Origin of the sequence: Mycolicibacterium aromaticivorans JS19b1 = JCM 16368 (assembly GCF_000559085.1) — a bacterium.
GTDB lineage: Bacteria > Actinomycetota > Actinomycetes > Mycobacteriales > Mycobacteriaceae > Mycobacterium > Mycobacterium aromaticivorans.
Window position 1 is genome coordinate 2,305,743 of record NZ_JALN02000001.1, and the last position, 15,552, is coordinate 2,321,294.

Sequence of the window (15,552 nt, forward strand, 5' to 3'; positions counted from 1 at the left end):
TAGGTCATGGACTGGGGCTCAACGTGGGATTTCTTGTGGCACTTCCTCATCATCTTCGCTTGGATCGCCTATCTGCTGGTGCTGTTCCAGATCCTGGTGGACCTGTTCTGGCGTGACCACACGACGTCCGGCTGGATCAAGGCCGTCTGGGTGATATTCCTGATCGTGTTCCCATGGCTGACCGCGCTGATCTACCTGATCGCCCGCGGTCGAGGCATGACCGAACGCGCCCGGGAAGCCGCGGTGGCCGCGAAGAAGGACACCGACGCCTATATCCGGGAGGCTGCCGGACGTTCTCCGGCACAGGAGATCGAGCACGCCAAGCAACTCTTCGATGCCGGGACCATCTCCCAGCAGGAGTTCGAGTCACTGAAGGCCAAGGCCCTCAGTTAGTCGGCGGACACCGCGTAACGCAGGCGGTCGATCAGCCCGGCTGGGTCGTACCCGTCGGGTTGATCGACCGTGAATGCCGGCGTGGCCGCCTGATCAGGGCGCCGCGACCGCCGTCGTCGTGGTCACAGCCCCGGAGACCGCTGCAGGCGATGGCGGGGTGGGGGTAGGGAATTTCGACTCCTGCCCCGAGTCGGCCGTGGTGCGGGTGGTGGCCGCGCCGGCACCGTCGGTGACGGCGAACAGCGCGAGCATCGCGATTGCCGCTGCACCGATCGTGGCGGCAAGTGTCTTGTTGTGCATCTTCAGCCTCCTGCCAACAAAAGTTGTCAGTAGGCCCCAACTCAGCGGTACGCCAACATATTTCGCAGAAAGCGTCGCCTCAGGGTATTGGCGACAGATACACAGGATTCTGCGAGGGTTCCTATTGCCGCGCTTGCGCTGCCAGCAGCTCCGAGATGTCGGCCGACGAGACCGGCCGTGAGAAGTAGTAGCCCTGTCCGATGTCGCAGCTGTGTTCGCGCAGCCATGAGGCGGTTTCGGCGTCCTCCACACCCTCGGCGACCACCGTGATCCCGAGGTTGTGGGTCAGATCGATCACGGCGCTGACCACAGCCGCGGCCCTGGCGTCCGTCGCGACCGAGGCGATGAAGTGCCGATCGAACTTCACCTCGTCTATCGGCAGATCACGCAGGTAGCTCAAAGCCGAATAGCCGCTCCCGAAGTCGTCGATCGCAATCCGGATCCCGTCGTCGCGCAGCTGTTGCAGCACGCCGGTCACCCGGCCCACCTCGTCGAGCACGAGGTCCTCGGTGATTTCGATGGTCAGTAGTCCGGCAGGCAGATTTCGTTCCTGCAGTACCCGGCGCACCGTGTCGGGCAGCCGTGCGTCGCGCAACAGCGGCGCGAACAGGTTCACCGCGACCGGAACGTCCAACCCCATCGACACCCAGCGCGCACAGTCATCGAGAACCTTCCGGAACACCAGATCGGTGACCGGTCGCATCAACCCATGACGCAGGATCAACGGCATAAACGCGCCTGGCCGAAGCACATTCAGCCGTGGGTGCGGCCAGCGCAGCAGCGCTTCCACACCTGCGATGCGTCCGGTTCCGAGGTCCAGTTTGGGTTGATAGACCATCTCGAGGCCACCGCGGTCGATCGTGCGGCGCAATTCGCCGAGCAACCGCACCTGTTCGGCTCCGCTCTTGGCTGAGCGGGGTTCCCCGTCGCGGGCCAGTTCCTCGATGTCCGGATCAAGCAACGTCATGTCCGAGCTGAATGTGTGCACCGTCGAATTACGCGACCGCTTTGCGAAGTACATCGCGGTGTCGGCACGCTTCACCAGATCTTCGGCCGTGATGCTGTTGTCCACCAACGACGCAACGGCCAAACCCGCGCTGGGATGCATCAGCACCTCGTGTCCGTCGATCAGGAACGGGGTGTCGAATGCGGCGATCACGCGTTCGCACACCAGGTGCGCCTCATCGACGTCGCCCTCGAGCAGCAACGCGAATTCGTCACCGCCGAGCCGTGCCACGGTATCGCCGGCTCGCAGACATGTCGCGATGCGCTCGCCGACACGGATCAGCAGGTTGTCGGCCGCTGGATGACCCATGCTGTCGTTGATCAGTTTGAAGTCGTCGAGATCCAGCGATAACACCGCCACGCACCGATTGTCGCGGGCGCGCAATGCCATTGCGTGCGCCAGCCGATCCTGGAACAACGTGCGATTGGCCAGCCCGGTCAAGGGGTCACGCAACGCCTGATCGGCTGCGGCCGCGAGCAGTCGCCGGTTTTCCCAGCCCGAAAGGACCTGTCGGGCACAGATGAGCGTCATCAGGATGGGCACCAGAACCCGAAGCAGACCGGTCATCACAATCGCCGGCGCTACTGTGCCTGCGATCAGCAGCGGCACGTAGGGCAGCCACAGCGCGATCGAGGACTGCGGTACCGGCGCGGGCGGCACCGGCGGGCGCGGCCGGCGGCTCAACAGTGCGGCCGCGCCGAAGCACGACATTCCCAGCGCCCAGCCGACACTCGTGACGTGTCCGGGGTGATAGTGGTGAGAACCCTGCAGGACGGCGAACGCGACTCCGGAGAACGCCATCAGCGTCACCCCGCCCATGAGAAGCCACATCACGACGCTGTTGCCGGCGCCGGACCGGACGACGAACACCACCGCCCCGACGAACACGAACAGAATGAACAACGGGTACAACAACGCGCGCCCCTGCACCGCGCTGTCAACTCCCCTGGCCTGATATACGTTGCCGAGCACCACCACCCACAACACCAGGAACAGCGACGTGGCGACGATCAACGCATCGAACAGCAGCCGGATGCGTGAGCCCTGCGTCGGTTCGGCCGGGAACTGCAGGAAAGCAATCGGGGCCAGCACGACGAAGATCAGGTACAGGAAGTCCTCCGGCGACGGGAACAAGCTCCGTTCCAACACCAGAGTCACGTACGCGCGCGTCAACTCACCTGCGGTCCACGCCGACAACGCGACGGCCATGGTGGTCCAGGCGAGGCGGTTCCGTCCGTGAGCCGCGCGGGCCGCGACGACCGCGCACGCCGCTGCGTAGGCGCCGAAGGCGGCGAAAGCCAGCCCGTCGACGATGCGGACGGCATTTTCACCGCCCCACTTGAACGCGAAACCCAAAGCGAGCAGCAGACAACTGAGCACCGACAGAAAGATGGGCACGGCCGACTGCAGCAGGCTCCTGCGATCCTCCACGGCATCATCACCTCGGTGGACGATGCTAACGGTGCGACCAGTTAGAAAAGGGCGAACTGCTGACCCTGGTCGACAGATGGTGCGAAGTCGTCGAGTCCGGTGCCATGTGCGACTGAATCAACCGAATCCATGAAATGCCGGTCGGAGACCACCGGCACCCCGAGTTCTCGGGCCAGATAGCCCTTGCCCTGTTCTGGTGTGCGCGCGTTGCAGATGACCAGCGAGGTCTCCGGGTCGACGGCGTCGGAGTAGGCGAGCCCGGCGTGGATGATGCGCTCCACGAGTTCTTCGTGGGTGCGATCCACCTCGGCCGACAACGCGACCCGCATGCCTTGCACCAGGGGCGCACCCCGTCGGTACGGGCCCGGATTCTGGTACGGGCAGGGCATCCGGGAAGCCAGCATTTTCAGTGGCCGCAGCTCGTCGTGGGTGACCCTGCCGTTGGGCCAGCGGCGCCTGGTGACGGGCCGGACCGGGAGCCACACCTCGCGCTCGCGGGCCCGCTGCAACGCGGGGCTCAACACCCTGGACAACACCAGCGCGTCGTCGAAGGCGTCGTGAGCGCGGGTCTGCGGCACGGCCCAGTGCCGCGCCAGGGTCTCGAGCCGCAGGTTGTCCAGGCCGAGGTCGAGGCGGCGAGCAAGCTCGACGGTGCACATGACGGTATCGACGGGCAGCGCGGTCTCGGCGAGTTCAGCCTCGCTGGACAGGAACGCGTAGTCGAACGCGACGTTGTGGGCGACCAGCGTGCGGCCGTGCAGGAGATCGATGACATCGGGGGCGATGTCGGCGAACGTCGGCTGATCTTCCAGCATCTCGGCGGTGAGGCCATGAATGTGGGTGGGGCCGGGATCGACTCCGGGATTGAGCAGGCTGACCACGGAATGCTCGACACGGCCGTCCGGATCCAGCGCCAGCGCGGCGAGGCTGATGACCCGGGCGTGGCCAGGCCGAAAACCCGAGGTCTCGACGTCAACCACGACCCAGCCGTCCCCCGGTTCGCGGGCTGGTCGACCCCAGGTGTGGCTCACACAGTCAGGATGGCACGCAGGTCCGACAGTCCCCGGGAGATCGAATCCGTGTCGGCCCGGCCGTCATTTCACGCATAAACTGCCTTCCGATGCCCAGGCCGACCATGACACTGCGGGGGCGCGCCGCGCTGGCCGCCGGATCCGCCGCGCGCTGGGCTTCCCGGGCGACCGGGCGTGGTGCCGGCGCCATGATCGGCGGCCTCGTCGCGATGACGCTGGACCGCTCGATCCTGAGCCAACTCGGGACCGGCCGACGCGCTGTCGTCGTGACCGGCACAAATGGCAAATCCACCACGACGAGGATGACCGCGGCCGCGCTGAGCACGCTGGGACCGGTGGCGACCAACGCCGAGGGCGCCAACATGGACGCCGGGCTGGTGGCGGCGCTGGCCGGCACCCGCGGTGCGGCGCTGGCGGCCCTCGAGGTGGACGAGATGCATGTGCCGCACGTCGCCGATGCGGTGGACCCGGCGGTGATCGTGCTGCTCAATCTGTCCCGCGATCAGCTGGACCGGGTGGGTGAGATCAACCACATCGAGCGGACGTTGCGCGCCGGGTTGGCCCGTCACCCCGATGCGATCGTCGTCGCCAATTGCGACGACGTCCTGATGACCTCCGCGGCCTACGACTGTCCCCAGGTGGTGTGGGTGGCCGCCGGCGGCGGCTGGGCCAACGACTCGGTCAGCTGCCCACGCAGCGGCGAGGTGATCGTCCGAGACGGGGTTGACTGGTATTCGACCGGCACCGATTTCAAACGGCCGACCCCGCAGTGGTGGTACGACGACACCAATCTGCACGGCCCGGACGGGCTCGAGCTGCCGATGCGGCTCTCCCTGCCAGGCACGGTCAACCGCGGCAATGCCACCCAGGCGGTAGCGGCCGCGGTCGCGTTGGGCGCGGATCCGGCTGCCGCGGTGGCCGCCGTCAGCACGGTGGACGAGGTCGCCGGCCGCTACCAGACCGTGCCGATCGGCGAGCACACCGCGCGCATTCTGCTGGCCAAGAATCCAGCCGGATGGCAGGAGGCACTGTCGATGGTCGACAGGAGTGCCGATGGGGTGGTGATCGCGGTCAACGGTCAGGTGCCCGACGGGGAAGACCTGTCCTGGTTGTGGGACGTGAACTTCGAACATTTCGAGGATGTACCTGTCGTCGCCGCCGGTGAGCGGGGAACGGACCTCGCGGTGCGACTCGGGTATGCAGGTGTCAGTCATACGTTGGTGCACAACACGATTGACGCAATCTTCTCGTGCCCGAAGGGTCACGTCGAGGTGGTCGCGAACTACACGGCGTTCCTGCAGCTGACTCGGACCCTGGGGCACATGCGCCCGGCGGGCGGGAGCGCAGCGACTCGGGGTGAAGAGCGATGAGCGCGGTACGGATCGGCCTGGTGCTGCCCGACGTGATGGGCACGTACGGCGACGGCGGCAATGCTGTCGTGCTGCGTAAACGGTTGCAGCTGCGCGGAATTCCGGCCGAGATCGTCGAGATCACGCTGGCCGACCCGGTGCCCGACTCGCTGGACCTCTACACCCTCGGCGGCGCCGAGGACTATGCACAGCGACTGGCCACCAAACACCTTCTGACGCATCAGGGTTTGCAGCGGGCCGCCGGCCGCGGCGCTCCCGTGCTGGCGATCTGCGCGGCGATCCAGGTGCTGGGTCACTGGTATGAGACCTCGGCCGGTGAGCGGGTCGAGGGGGTGGGCCTGCTGGATGTGACGACCTCGCCACAGGAGAAGCGCACGATCGGCGAGGTGGTGTCCACGCCACTGATCGATGGGCTGACCCAGCCGCTGACCGGTTTCGAAAACCACCGCGGTGGAACGGTTTTAGGGCCTGACGCCCGGCCGCTGGCGACCGTCGTCAAGGGCGCGGGAAACCGCGAAGGCGACGGATACGACGGCGCCGTGCAGGGCAGCGTGGTGGCGACCTATCTGCACGGGCCGTGCTTGGCACGCAATCCCGAGCTGGCCGACCTGCTGCTGTCGCGGGTGGTCGGGCCGCTGGAGCCTCTCGAGCTGCCCGAGGTCGAGCAGCTGCGCCGCGAGCGCCTGGTCGCCCCCCGCCGGATGTAGTCGGCCCCGCATTCTTTTGCGCCCAAACCGACATTACGCAGCGAAAGTTCGAGTAGATCGCGTCATTTCGTCGATCTCGGCGCCGCCGCGGCGAAGATACGCTTCCTTCGCGCGCGATAGAACCTCGGCAGGTCTGTCTTCGGCGATGACGCGAATGACCTCCCAACCGAGCCGCTCCAGCATCGGTAGACGGCGAATATCTCGCACATACTGACGCCTATCGCTGCGGTGTTGGTCGCCGTCGTACTCGAAAGCCAGCTTGAGATCGCGGTAACCCATGTCCAGGTATGCGATAGGAACTCCGTCGTCAAACACGGGAATTTGCGTCTCGGGTCTCGGCAGTCCGCCGTCGATCAGCAGGAGACGAAGCCAGCTTTCTTTTGGGGATGCCGCCCCGGCATCGATCAACGGTAGGAGTTCGCGTAGTTGCCGGACACCCCTAACCGGGCCATAGTGCTTCATAATCAGTTCGACACTTTCGGAACAGATTGGTGCGACGCGCATTAACGCGTCCAGCCGCGCGAGAGCCGTCGTGCGCTTCTGATACCGACCAATATCGAAGGCGGTGCGCGCGACAGACGTCACCGGCAAGCCACCCACAGTTGTGACTTCGTCGTCGCCCACCCGATCCATCCGGACTATCAGCCCAGGTTGTCGTCGTCGTTCACCCACCAGCACTTCGATCGCTACGTCGTCGTCGACCCATTGGGCGCCGTGCAATGCCGAGGCGGCTACGCCGCCGATTACACCCGCTCGGTCGGTGTACAGCCACGCACCGAGCGCGCGGTCGCGCATGGATGGCGTGGCGTACTTCGGGACGTAGACGCCTCGATACATCTGCCGGTACCAACGCTGCAGATCGTGACGGGAGAGGCCGCCGGCCAGCCCTTCCCTACCGAGAAGTACTTCAGTCATGTCGGCATCGTCGCCGCGGGGTCCGACAACTCACCGAGATCGACGAAATGTCGCGATCTACTCGCACTTCTTCTGCGAAGTGTCGGTTTGGGCGATCAGCCGGCTGCGCGCGTATGGGCGATCAGGCGGCTGCGCGCACTTCGGGATTGACGTCGGCCACGCTCTCGAACGTCGGCCTGGCGATGTAGTAACCCTGGAACAGATGCACACCCAGGTCCTGCAGGCACTCCATCTCTTCGCGGCGTTCGATTCCCTCGGCGATGAGCCCGATCCCCAGCTCCTCGCTCACTTGGACGATGCCTTTGCAGATGGCCCTTCGCGCCTTGTCCTGATCGACGTCGCGGACCAGACCCATATCGATCTTGACCAGATCCGGCTGGAGATCCGCCAACAGGTTGAGTCCGGCATACCCGGCGCCGAAGTCATCCATGGCGACGGTGAATCCGCGCTGCCGGTAGTCGGCCACGATCGCCTGCAGGTGTCCGAAGTCCGCGATCTTCTCCGCCTCGGTGAACTCGAAAACAATGCGGTCGGCAGGAAAGTCGTACGTCTCAGCGGCTTCCAGCGTCGTCCGGATGCAGAGTTCCGGGCGGTAGACGGCGTTGGGCATGAAATTGACGTTCAATGACGTCGAAATCCCCAACTGGGCCGCCAATCTGATCGCCGTCACACGGCACACCTGATCGAACCGGTACAAGTTGTGGTGACCGACTTGAGCGAACACCGCCGACGCAGGCTCGTTGCGCACCCCGCGAACCAGCGCTTCTTGCGAGTGGACCTGTTTGGCGCGGCTGTCGAAGATCGGCTGGAATGCCATCGATATCTCGAAACCCAAACCGGCACCGTCGACGCAGGCCCCGCAGTTCAGTGGGACAAAGTCGTCGGGTCTGGCCATGTAGGCGATCCTACGGAAGCTAAACCATCTGGCGGCGGCCGGACAGAGCGCGGCCCAGCGTCAGCTCATCGGCGAACTCCAGATCGCCACCCATCGGCAAGCCCGAGGCGATCCGCGACACCGTCAACCCGGGAATGTCGCGCAGAATCCGCACCAGATAGGTGGCTGTCGCCTCGCCTTCGGTGTTCGGGTCGGTCGCGATGATCACCTCGGTGATGTCCACCCCGTCGACCCGCTCACCAATCCTGTTGAGCAGCTGGCGAATTCGAAGTTGATCGGGTCCGATGCCGGACAGCGGGTCGAGCGCTCCGCCAAGCACGTGATAACGCCCGCGGAACTCGCGGGTTCGTTCCACGGCCTGCACATCCTTGGGTTCCTCGACCACACAGACCAGCGCCCCGTCGCGACGTGCGTCACTGCAGATGCGGCACCGCTCGGCGTCGGAGACGTTGCCGCACACCTCGCAGAACTGCACCCCGTCGCGGACCCTGCCCAGCGCCGCGGTCAGCCGGTCGATGTCCGGCGGCTCCACCGACAACAGGTGGAACGCGATCCGCTGCGCACTCTTGGGACCGACGCCTGGCAGCTTGCCGAGTTCGTCGATCAGATCCTGGACGGGTCCTTCGAACAACGCGTCAGGCCCCCGGAATGCCTGGGGCCTGCCCGGCCAGCGGGCCGAGGTGGGTCTGGGCCAGGATCGTGAATTGGCGAGCCGAGTCGGCGAGCGCGCCGACGATCAGGTCCTGCAGCGTCTCGACGTCATCGGGGTTGACGACCTTCGGGTCGATGCGGATCCCGACGACCTCGCCGCTGCCCTTCATCGTCACCTGCACCAGACCGCCGCCGGCCTGACCGTGCACCTCGGCAGCGGCCAGCGCGGCCTGCGCCTCCATCAGTTTCTGCTGCATCTCCTGGGCCTGCGCCAGCGCGGCCTGCAGACCGGGCATAACCTGGTCGCGCATCTGCTCCGCCTGCTCGCGAAAACCTTCGAGGTTCGGAATCTCACCGGGTTGCATGACAGTCTCCTTGCGTCTCGGTCTCGACTTGGTTTCGCCTGCGAATTCGGGCAGTCAGCGACTTCAAGACTAGACGGCGAAGAGTTACGGTGACGCGCGTGCTTATGTCCGCCCGAGCTCGTGTCGTGGCCGCAGCATGCACCAGCGTCATGCTGGTTGTGTCGACGGTGACCAGTCCGCTTGCCCATGCCGCGCCGAACAGCATCGCCGGGATGATCGTGTTCCTCGATCCCGGCCACAACGGCGCCAACGACGCTTCCCTGACCAAGCAGGTGCCGACCGGCCGTGGCGGCACCAAGGACTGCCAGACGTCGGGCACCACCACCAACGACGGTTTCCCCGAGCACACCTTCAACTGGGACACCGTGCTGCTGATCCGCCAAATGCTGACTCAGCTCGGCGTGCGCACCGCGATGTCCCGCGGGAACGACAACCAGGTGGCCGCCTGCGTCGATGAGCGCGCCGCGATGGCCAACGCGCTCAAGCCGAACGCGATCGTGTCGATTCACGCCGACGGGGGCCCGGCCACCGGGCGCGGTTTCCACGTCAACTACTCCAGCCCGCCGTTGAATGAGGCCCAGGCCGGCCCGTCGGTGCAGCTCGCCCGCGCGATGCGTGACCAGATGGTCGCGGCCGGGATCCCGGCCGCCAACTACATCGGCTCCGACGGTCTCTACGGCCGTGCCGACCTCGCCGGGCTCAACCTCGCCCAGTACCCGTCGGTGCTGGTCGAGTGCGGCAACATGAAAAATCCGGCCGACTCGGAACTGATGGAGAGCCCAGAGGGTCGCCAGAAATACGCTACCGCCGTCGTTTCGGGCATCGCGGCGTTCCTGGCCACCCAGCCGGCGCGCGCCAGCTAGGCCGTTCCGGCCTCGACGGTCTTCTTGAGGTTGCCCAGCAGCTCATCCTGGATACGGCGCAGGCCCAGCGGCGCGAACGTCTTCTCGAAGAAGCCGCCGATGCCGCCGGCGCCTGTCCACGTCGTCTTGAGGGTGACGCTGGAGCCCGGGCCAGCGGGTGCGACGGTCCAGTTGATCACCATCGAGGAATTCGCGTCCTTCTCGATGACGGTGTGGCCGGCGACATCGACCACGGCCTGCACCTCCCGCACGCGCGACTTGGTGGCCTGCAGCTTCCACTTGGCGACCGTGCCCTGGCCCCTGCCGCCCTGCAGCACCTGGTATTCGCTGTACTGCGGCGAGAGGATCTTCGGGCGGACGTTCTGGTAGTCGGCGATCGCGTCGAGCACGGCGGCCGGTTCGGCGTCGATCAAGATCGAACTTGCGGCGCTGACCTGTCCCATCAGGTGAAACTCCTCGGGTGACGGCGGGTTGCGGTGTGATCCATCAGCCGTGCGGTCGCATCGGCTGTGGCTGCGGACTAGCGTAGTCGTGTGTCTGTTTCAGCAGCACTGTCAGCTCATGCCCAGGGCGTGGAGCGGCTTCTGGCCAGCTACCGCGCCATCCCTGCGAACGCGCCCGTACGTCTGGCGAAACCGACGTCCAACCTGTTCCGCGCACGCGCCAAGAGCACCGCGCCCGGGTTGGACATCTCCGGGCTCACCAACGTGATATCCGTCGACCAGGCCGCCAGGACAGCCGATGTCGCCGGCATGTGCACCTACGAGGACCTGGTCGACGCGACCCTGCCCTACGGCCTGTCCCCGCTGGTGGTTCCGCAGCTCAAGACCATCACCCTCGGTGGTGCGGTGACCGGGCTGGGGATCGAGTCGGCGTCGTTCCGCAACGGTCTGCCGCACGAGTCCGTGATCGAGATGGACATCTTGACCGGCTCGGGTGAAGTGATCACCGCAAGCCGAGATCAGCATCCGGACTTGTTCCGGAGCTTTCCCAATTCCTATGGCACACTTGGCTATTCGGTGCGCTTGAAGATCGAGCTCGAGCCGGTGAAGCCGTTCGTCGCGCTCAAGCACCTGCGGTTCCACTCGCTGGCCGACCTGCTCGCCGCGATGGACCGGATCATCGAGACCGGCGGATACGACGGCACCCGGGTCGACTACCTCGACGGCGTGGTGTTCAGCGCCGACGAGAGCTATCTGTGCCTGGGCGTGCAGACTCCCACCGCCGGAGCGGTCAGTGATTACACCGGCCAGGGCATCTACTACCGCTCGATCCAGCATGCCGGGGAGAACGGGGCGGTCAAGGACGACCGGCTGACCATTCACGACTACCTGTGGCGCTGGGACACCGATTGGTTCTGGTGCTCGCGGGCCTTCGGCGCGCAGAACCCGAAGATCCGCCGGTGGTGGCCGCGGCGCTACCGGCGGAGCAGCTTTTACTGGAAGCTGATCGGCTACGACCAGCGGTTCAACATCGCCGACCGGATCGAGGCCCGGCACGGCCGTCCGCCGCTGGAGCGAATAGTGCAGGACGTCGAGGTGCCGATCGAGCGCTGCGTCGAATTCCTGGACTGGTTCCTGACCAACATCCCGATCGAGCCGCTGTGGTTGTGCCCGCTTCGGCTACGCGATCCGGCGGGCTGGCCGCTGTACCCGCTGCGCGCCGGTCACAGCTACGTCAACATCGGGTTCTGGTCCTCGGTGCCGATGGGGCCCACTCCCGGCCACACGAACCGCCTGATTGAAGAGCAGATCGGCAAGCTCGACGGGCACAAGTCGCTGTATTCCGACGCCTTTTACAGCCGGGAAGAGTTTGACAATCTCTACGGCGGCGAAACCTATAAGACCGTAAAAAAGACATACGACCCTGATTCACGGCTGCTGGACCTGTATGCAAAGGCGGTGCAACGACAATGACGACCTTTCGTGAGAACGAGGCGCATGCGCCCGGAAAGTTCAAACTGGCCGAGATCCTCGAGATCTTCACTGCCGGTGGAGAACTGCCGCTGAAGTTCACCGCTTACGACGGCAGTTCCGCGGGGCCCGATGACGCCTCGCTGGGCCTGGACCTGCTGACCCCGCGGGGGACCACGTATCTGGCGACCGCCCCCGGCGATCTGGGCCTGGCCCGCGCCTACGTCTCAGGTGACCTCGAAATGCAGGGCGTACATCCCGGGGATCCGTACGACCTGCTGCGGGCGCTCTCCCACCAGTTGGATTTCAAGCGGCCGCCCGCGCGAGTTCTGGTCGATATCGTGCGCTCGATCGGTATCGAGCACCTCAAGCCGATCGCCCCGCCGCCGCAGGAAGCGCTGCCGCGGTGGCGCCGCGTCGCAGAAGGCCTGCGGCACAGCAAGAAGCGTGACGCCGACGCCATCCACCACCACTACGACGTGTCAAACACGTTCTACGAGTGGGTCCTCGGGCCGTCGATGACCTACACGTGTGCCTGCTACCCGAACGCGGACGCGACGCTGGAGGAGGCGCAGGAGAACAAGTACCGGCTGGTGTTCGAGAAACTGCGGTTGAAGCCCGGCGACCGTCTGCTCGATGTCGGCTGCGGCTGGGGTGGCATGGTGCGCTATGCGGCGAAGCACGGGGTGAAGGCGATCGGTGTGACGCTCTCCCGGGAGCAGGCCGCCTGGGCTCAAAAGGCCATCGCCGAGCAGGGCCTGGCCGACCTGGCTGAGGTCCGCCACAGCGACTACCGCGACGTGCTGGAGAGTGGCTTCGACGCGGTGTCGTCGATCGGGCTGACCGAGCACATCGGGGTGGCCAACTACCCAGCGTACTTCGGCTTCCTGAAAACCAAGCTGCGCGTCGGCGGCTTGCTGCTCAACCACTGCATCACCCGCCCCGACAACAGGGCCACTGCCACCGGGGGATTCATCGACCGCTACGTGTTCCCCGATGGCGAACTGACCGGCTCGGGCCGCATCATCACCGAAGCCCAGGACGCCGGGCTGGAGGTGGTGCACGAGGAGAACCTTCGCCACCACTACGCGCTGACATTGCGCGACTGGTGCCGCAATCTCGTCGAGCACTGGGACGAAGCCGTCGAAGAGGTCGGGCTGGCCACCGCCAAAGTGTGGGGCCTGTACATGGCCGGTTCCCGGCTCGGCTTCGAGACCAATGTCGTTCAGCTGCACCAGGTTCTGGCTGTGAAGCTCGACGAGAAGGGCGGCGACGCGGGGCTGCCGCTGCGGCCGTGGTGGACGGCGTAGACCTAGACGGCCGATCCGGGTAGCTGACCGCAGCGGTTCTTGATGTCCAGCAACGGTTGTCGGATTCCGGTCATGTCAGAGGCCGTCTGCGGATTGGCGGCCATGTAGGCCTTTACCCGCTGAAGTACCTGCGCCCGGGGAACACCGGCCAGGCTGGTGAAGAACGCGTTCACGTCGGGATGGGTGAACAGGTACGCGGACGTCGCTGCCTGGACGCCCATTCGTACGCCTTCCAAATCGGCCGCGGTGCAGTTCGGCGGTGGCGGCGGCGCATCGGGATCTGCTGCCGCAGAGGGAATTTGGCCGAACAAAGCCACTGCCAGCGCGCCGCATGCAGCGAGCGTTACCGCGGTTCGACGAAAGTCGAGGATCATGCACCGACGGTAAAGGTGCCGACACACAAGCGCTTCACAGCACAGCAGATCCACAGCGGACCACGAGACCGCACACAGAACTGCTAACCATCGATCTTGCGGGCGCCCAACTCGGTCTGCAGTAGCTCGAGCGCCACTTCCTCCGGATCACGCCGCGGCGCCGAGTCGTCGTCGCGGCCGACCTCGGCGATCATGCTGTCCTCTTCGGCCCGCTGGCGGTCGACCGGGTCGGGCTCGGGTTCCGGCGGCGGCGGTTGTTCGGTCTCCTGCACGGGCTGGCCCACGCCGACCTCACACCGCACCCGCCAGTCCACCCCGAGCGCATCCTTGAGCGCGTCACGGATGACATCGGCGTTGCGCTGCTCGCACAGCCGTTTCGCCAGCGGCGCCGACTCGTGGCCCAGGATCAGCGTGTTGTTCTCGACCGCCCGCACGATCGCGCCGGCCAGCATCACTTCCGTCGTGCGGCTGCGCTGACGAACCTTCTCCCGCACCGTCGTCCACATGGTCCGCACCGCGGCCGCGCCCGGTTCACCCGTGGCAGCGGCGGCCGGTGCCGCAGCGGGTTCGGCGGTGGGCGGCCGAGTTCTGGCCTCCGGCACCGGATCCGGCGTGGCGACGGGCTCGGGCCGGGCAACCGGCTCGGGTCGAGCAATCGACTCCGGCTTGGCGATTGGCTCGGGAACAGGCTGCGGTGCGGGCGGCTCGACCACAGGAGTCGGCGCGGGCACTGCGGGTGCGGGCGGTACGGCCGCTGCCGGTGCCGGCTCGGGAGCTGCCGGGGCCTGCTGCGTCTTGCGCACATATTGCTTGGCCGGCGCCGCAGCCGGCACACCGGAATTCAACCCGGCCTCGCCCGCCGGGATCGTGATCTCCATCCGGGTCTCGATGCGTTCGATCCGCTGCAGCAGCGCCGACTCGGTGTCGCTGGCCGACGGCAACAGCAGCCGGGCGCACACCACCTCCAGCAGCAGCCGTGGCGCCGTCGCGCCGCGCATCTCCCCCAGCCCCGCGTGCACCACCTCGGCGTAGCGGGTCAGCGTCGCGGGCCCGATCTTCGCTGCCTGCTCGCGCATCCGCTCCAGCACGTCGTCCGGAGCGTCGACCACACCGCGTGAGGCGGCGTCCGGAACTGCTTGCAGCACAATCAAATCGCGGAACCGCTCAAGCAGGTCAACAGCGAAGCGGCGCGGATCATGTCCGGCGTCGATCACCGACTCCACCGCGCCGAACAGCGCAGCCGCATCGCCTGCGGCCAGCGAGTCGACAGCGTCGTCGATCAGGGCCACGTCGGTGGCGCCCAGCAGCGCGAGCGCGCGCTGATAGTGCACGCGGTTGCCTTCGGCACCGGCCAGCAGCTGGTCCAGGACGCTCAACGTGTCGCGGGGCGAGCCGCCGCCGGCCCGGATGACGAGCGGATACACCGCGTCGTCGACGGTGACGCTCTCCGAGGCGATGATCTTCTCGATCAACGCGCGCATGGTCTTCGGGGCCAGCAGCCGGAACGGGTAGTGATGGGTGCGCGACCGGATCGTCGGCAGCACCTTCTCCGGTTCGGTGGTGGCGAACACGAAGATCAGGTGCTCGGGCGGCTCCTCGACGATCTTGAGCAACGCGTTGAAGCCCGCGGTGGTGACCATGTGCGCTTCGTCGACGATGAAGATGCGGTAGCGAGACTGCGCTGGCGCGTAAAAAGCCCGGTCACGTAGTTCGCGGGTGTCGTCCACACCGCCGTGGCTGGCGGCGTCGAGTTCGACGACGTCGACCGACCCCGGGCCGTTGGGGGCCAGCGCCACACACGAGTCGCAATGCCCGCAGGGGGTCGGAGTGGGGCCGTCGGCACAGTTCAGCGAGCGGGCGAGGATGCGCGCCGACGAGGTCTTACCGCACCCGCGCGGTCCGGAGAACAGGTACGCGTGGTTGATCCGATGCGCCGACAGCGCGGTCGACAGCGGTTCGGTGACGTGCTCCTGGCCCACCACCTCGGCGAAGGTTGCCGGCCGGTACTTGCGGTAGAGCGCCACGGGT

At 66.2% G+C, this 15,552-nt stretch carries 16 protein-coding genes; 6 read left to right on the forward strand and 10 right to left on the reverse strand.

The genetic code is table 11. The features are described from left to right. Nucleotides 1-6 precede the first annotated feature (6 nt). Nucleotides 7-393, forward strand: a complete 387-nt coding sequence (locus Y900_RS11230; RefSeq protein WP_036341901.1) for an SHOCT domain-containing protein — start codon at nt 7-9, stop codon at nt 391-393. Nucleotides 394-486: 93 nt separating this feature from the next. On the opposite strand, the gene Y900_RS11235 is transcribed toward Y900_RS11230, so the two are convergent. The 3 genes from Y900_RS11235 to Y900_RS11245 all read right to left on the reverse strand — a co-directional run bounded on the left by Y900_RS11235 (nt 487) and on the right by Y900_RS11245 (nt 4,161). Beyond that, nucleotides 487-693 carry a hypothetical protein gene (locus Y900_RS11235; RefSeq protein WP_036341902.1) on the reverse strand — a complete coding sequence of 69 codons (207 nt, stop codon included), beginning with the start codon at nt 691-693 and terminating at the stop codon, nt 487-489. A 121-nt stretch (nt 694-814) separates the two neighbouring features. Then, nucleotides 815-3,130, reverse strand: coding sequence for a putative bifunctional diguanylate cyclase/phosphodiesterase (locus Y900_RS11240; protein WP_036341903.1), 2,316 nt, complete (start codon nt 3,128-3,130; stop codon nt 815-817). Nucleotides 3,131-3,171: 41 nt separating this feature from the next. Further along, nucleotides 3,172-4,161 (reverse strand): DEDDh family exonuclease, encoded by a 990-nt coding sequence (locus Y900_RS11245; RefSeq protein WP_036341904.1) that lies wholly within the window; start codon nt 4,159-4,161, stop codon nt 3,172-3,174. A gap of 89 nt (nt 4,162-4,250) precedes the next feature. Between Y900_RS11245 and Y900_RS11250 the strand changes: the two genes are divergently transcribed. Then, complete coding sequence (locus Y900_RS11250; protein ID WP_036341905.1) at nt 4,251-5,531, forward strand: Mur ligase family protein; 1,281 nt, start codon at nt 4,251-4,253, stop codon at nt 5,529-5,531. Further along, the gene (locus Y900_RS11255; RefSeq protein ID WP_036341906.1) at nt 5,528-6,238 is read left to right on the forward strand and encodes a type 1 glutamine amidotransferase; all 711 of its coding nucleotides are present in this window, start codon (nt 5,528-5,530) and stop codon (nt 6,236-6,238) included. The genes Y900_RS11250 and Y900_RS11255 overlap by 4 nt, the downstream gene beginning before the upstream one ends. Before the next feature lie 33 nt (nt 6,239-6,271). Here Y900_RS11255 and Y900_RS11260 read toward each other — a convergent pair whose 3' ends face one another. From Y900_RS11260 to Y900_RS11275, 4 genes are all read right to left on the reverse strand, one after another. Continuing rightward, entirely contained in the window at nt 6,272-7,153 is an 882-nt protein-coding gene (locus Y900_RS11260) for a type IV toxin-antitoxin system AbiEi family antitoxin (RefSeq protein ID WP_036341907.1), read from the reverse strand. Between the two features lie 121 nt (nt 7,154-7,274). Further along, entirely contained in the window at nt 7,275-8,048 is a 774-nt protein-coding gene (locus Y900_RS11265) for an EAL domain-containing protein (RefSeq protein ID WP_036341908.1), read from the reverse strand. 19 nt (nt 8,049-8,067) lie between these two features. After that, complete coding sequence (gene recR, locus Y900_RS11270) at nt 8,068-8,679, reverse strand: recombination mediator RecR (RefSeq protein WP_036341909.1); 612 nt, start codon at nt 8,677-8,679, stop codon at nt 8,068-8,070. Nucleotides 8,680-8,683: 4 nt separating this feature from the next. Further along, nucleotides 8,684-9,010: a YbaB/EbfC family nucleoid-associated protein gene (locus tag Y900_RS11275; RefSeq protein WP_036346464.1), complete on the reverse strand. Its 327-nt coding sequence runs from the start codon at nt 9,008-9,010 to the stop codon at nt 8,684-8,686. A gap of 203 nt (nt 9,011-9,213) precedes the next feature. On the opposite strand from Y900_RS11275, the gene Y900_RS11280 reads away from it, so the two are divergent. Further along, nucleotides 9,214-9,927 (forward strand): Rv3717 family N-acetylmuramoyl-L-alanine amidase, encoded by a 714-nt coding sequence (locus Y900_RS11280; protein WP_109751205.1) that lies wholly within the window; start codon nt 9,214-9,216, stop codon nt 9,925-9,927. On the opposite strand, the gene Y900_RS11285 is transcribed toward Y900_RS11280, so the two are convergent. Next, on the reverse strand, nt 9,924-10,370 hold the full coding sequence (locus tag Y900_RS11285) for an SRPBCC family protein (protein WP_036341910.1): 447 nt from the start codon (nt 10,368-10,370) through the stop codon (nt 9,924-9,926). The genes Y900_RS11280 and Y900_RS11285 overlap by 4 nt on opposite strands. 90 nt (nt 10,371-10,460) lie before the next feature. Between Y900_RS11285 and Y900_RS11290 the strand changes: the two genes are divergently transcribed. After that, nucleotides 10,461-11,843 carry an FAD-binding oxidoreductase gene (locus tag Y900_RS11290; protein WP_036341911.1) on the forward strand — a complete coding sequence of 461 codons (1,383 nt, stop codon included), beginning with the start codon at nt 10,461-10,463 and terminating at the stop codon, nt 11,841-11,843. After that, on the forward strand, nt 11,840-13,150 hold the full coding sequence (locus Y900_RS11295; protein ID WP_036341912.1) for a class I SAM-dependent methyltransferase: 1,311 nt from the start codon (nt 11,840-11,842) through the stop codon (nt 13,148-13,150). Before Y900_RS11290 ends, Y900_RS11295 begins: the two co-directional genes overlap by 4 nt. Before the next feature lie 2 nt (nt 13,151-13,152). On the opposite strand, the gene Y900_RS11300 is transcribed toward Y900_RS11295, so the two are convergent. Both Y900_RS11300 and Y900_RS11305 read right to left on the reverse strand, forming a co-directional pair. Next, a complete protein-coding gene (locus tag Y900_RS11300; protein ID WP_036341913.1) occupies nt 13,153-13,524 on the reverse strand; it encodes a heme-binding protein in 372 nt (123 codons plus the stop codon). An 83-nt stretch (nt 13,525-13,607) separates the two neighbouring features. Continuing rightward, nucleotides 13,608-15,548 carry a DNA polymerase III subunits gamma/tau gene (locus tag Y900_RS11305; RefSeq protein WP_036341914.1) on the reverse strand — a complete coding sequence of 647 codons (1,941 nt, stop codon included), beginning with the start codon at nt 15,546-15,548 and terminating at the stop codon, nt 13,608-13,610. Nucleotides 15,549-15,552: the final 4 nt, after the last annotated feature.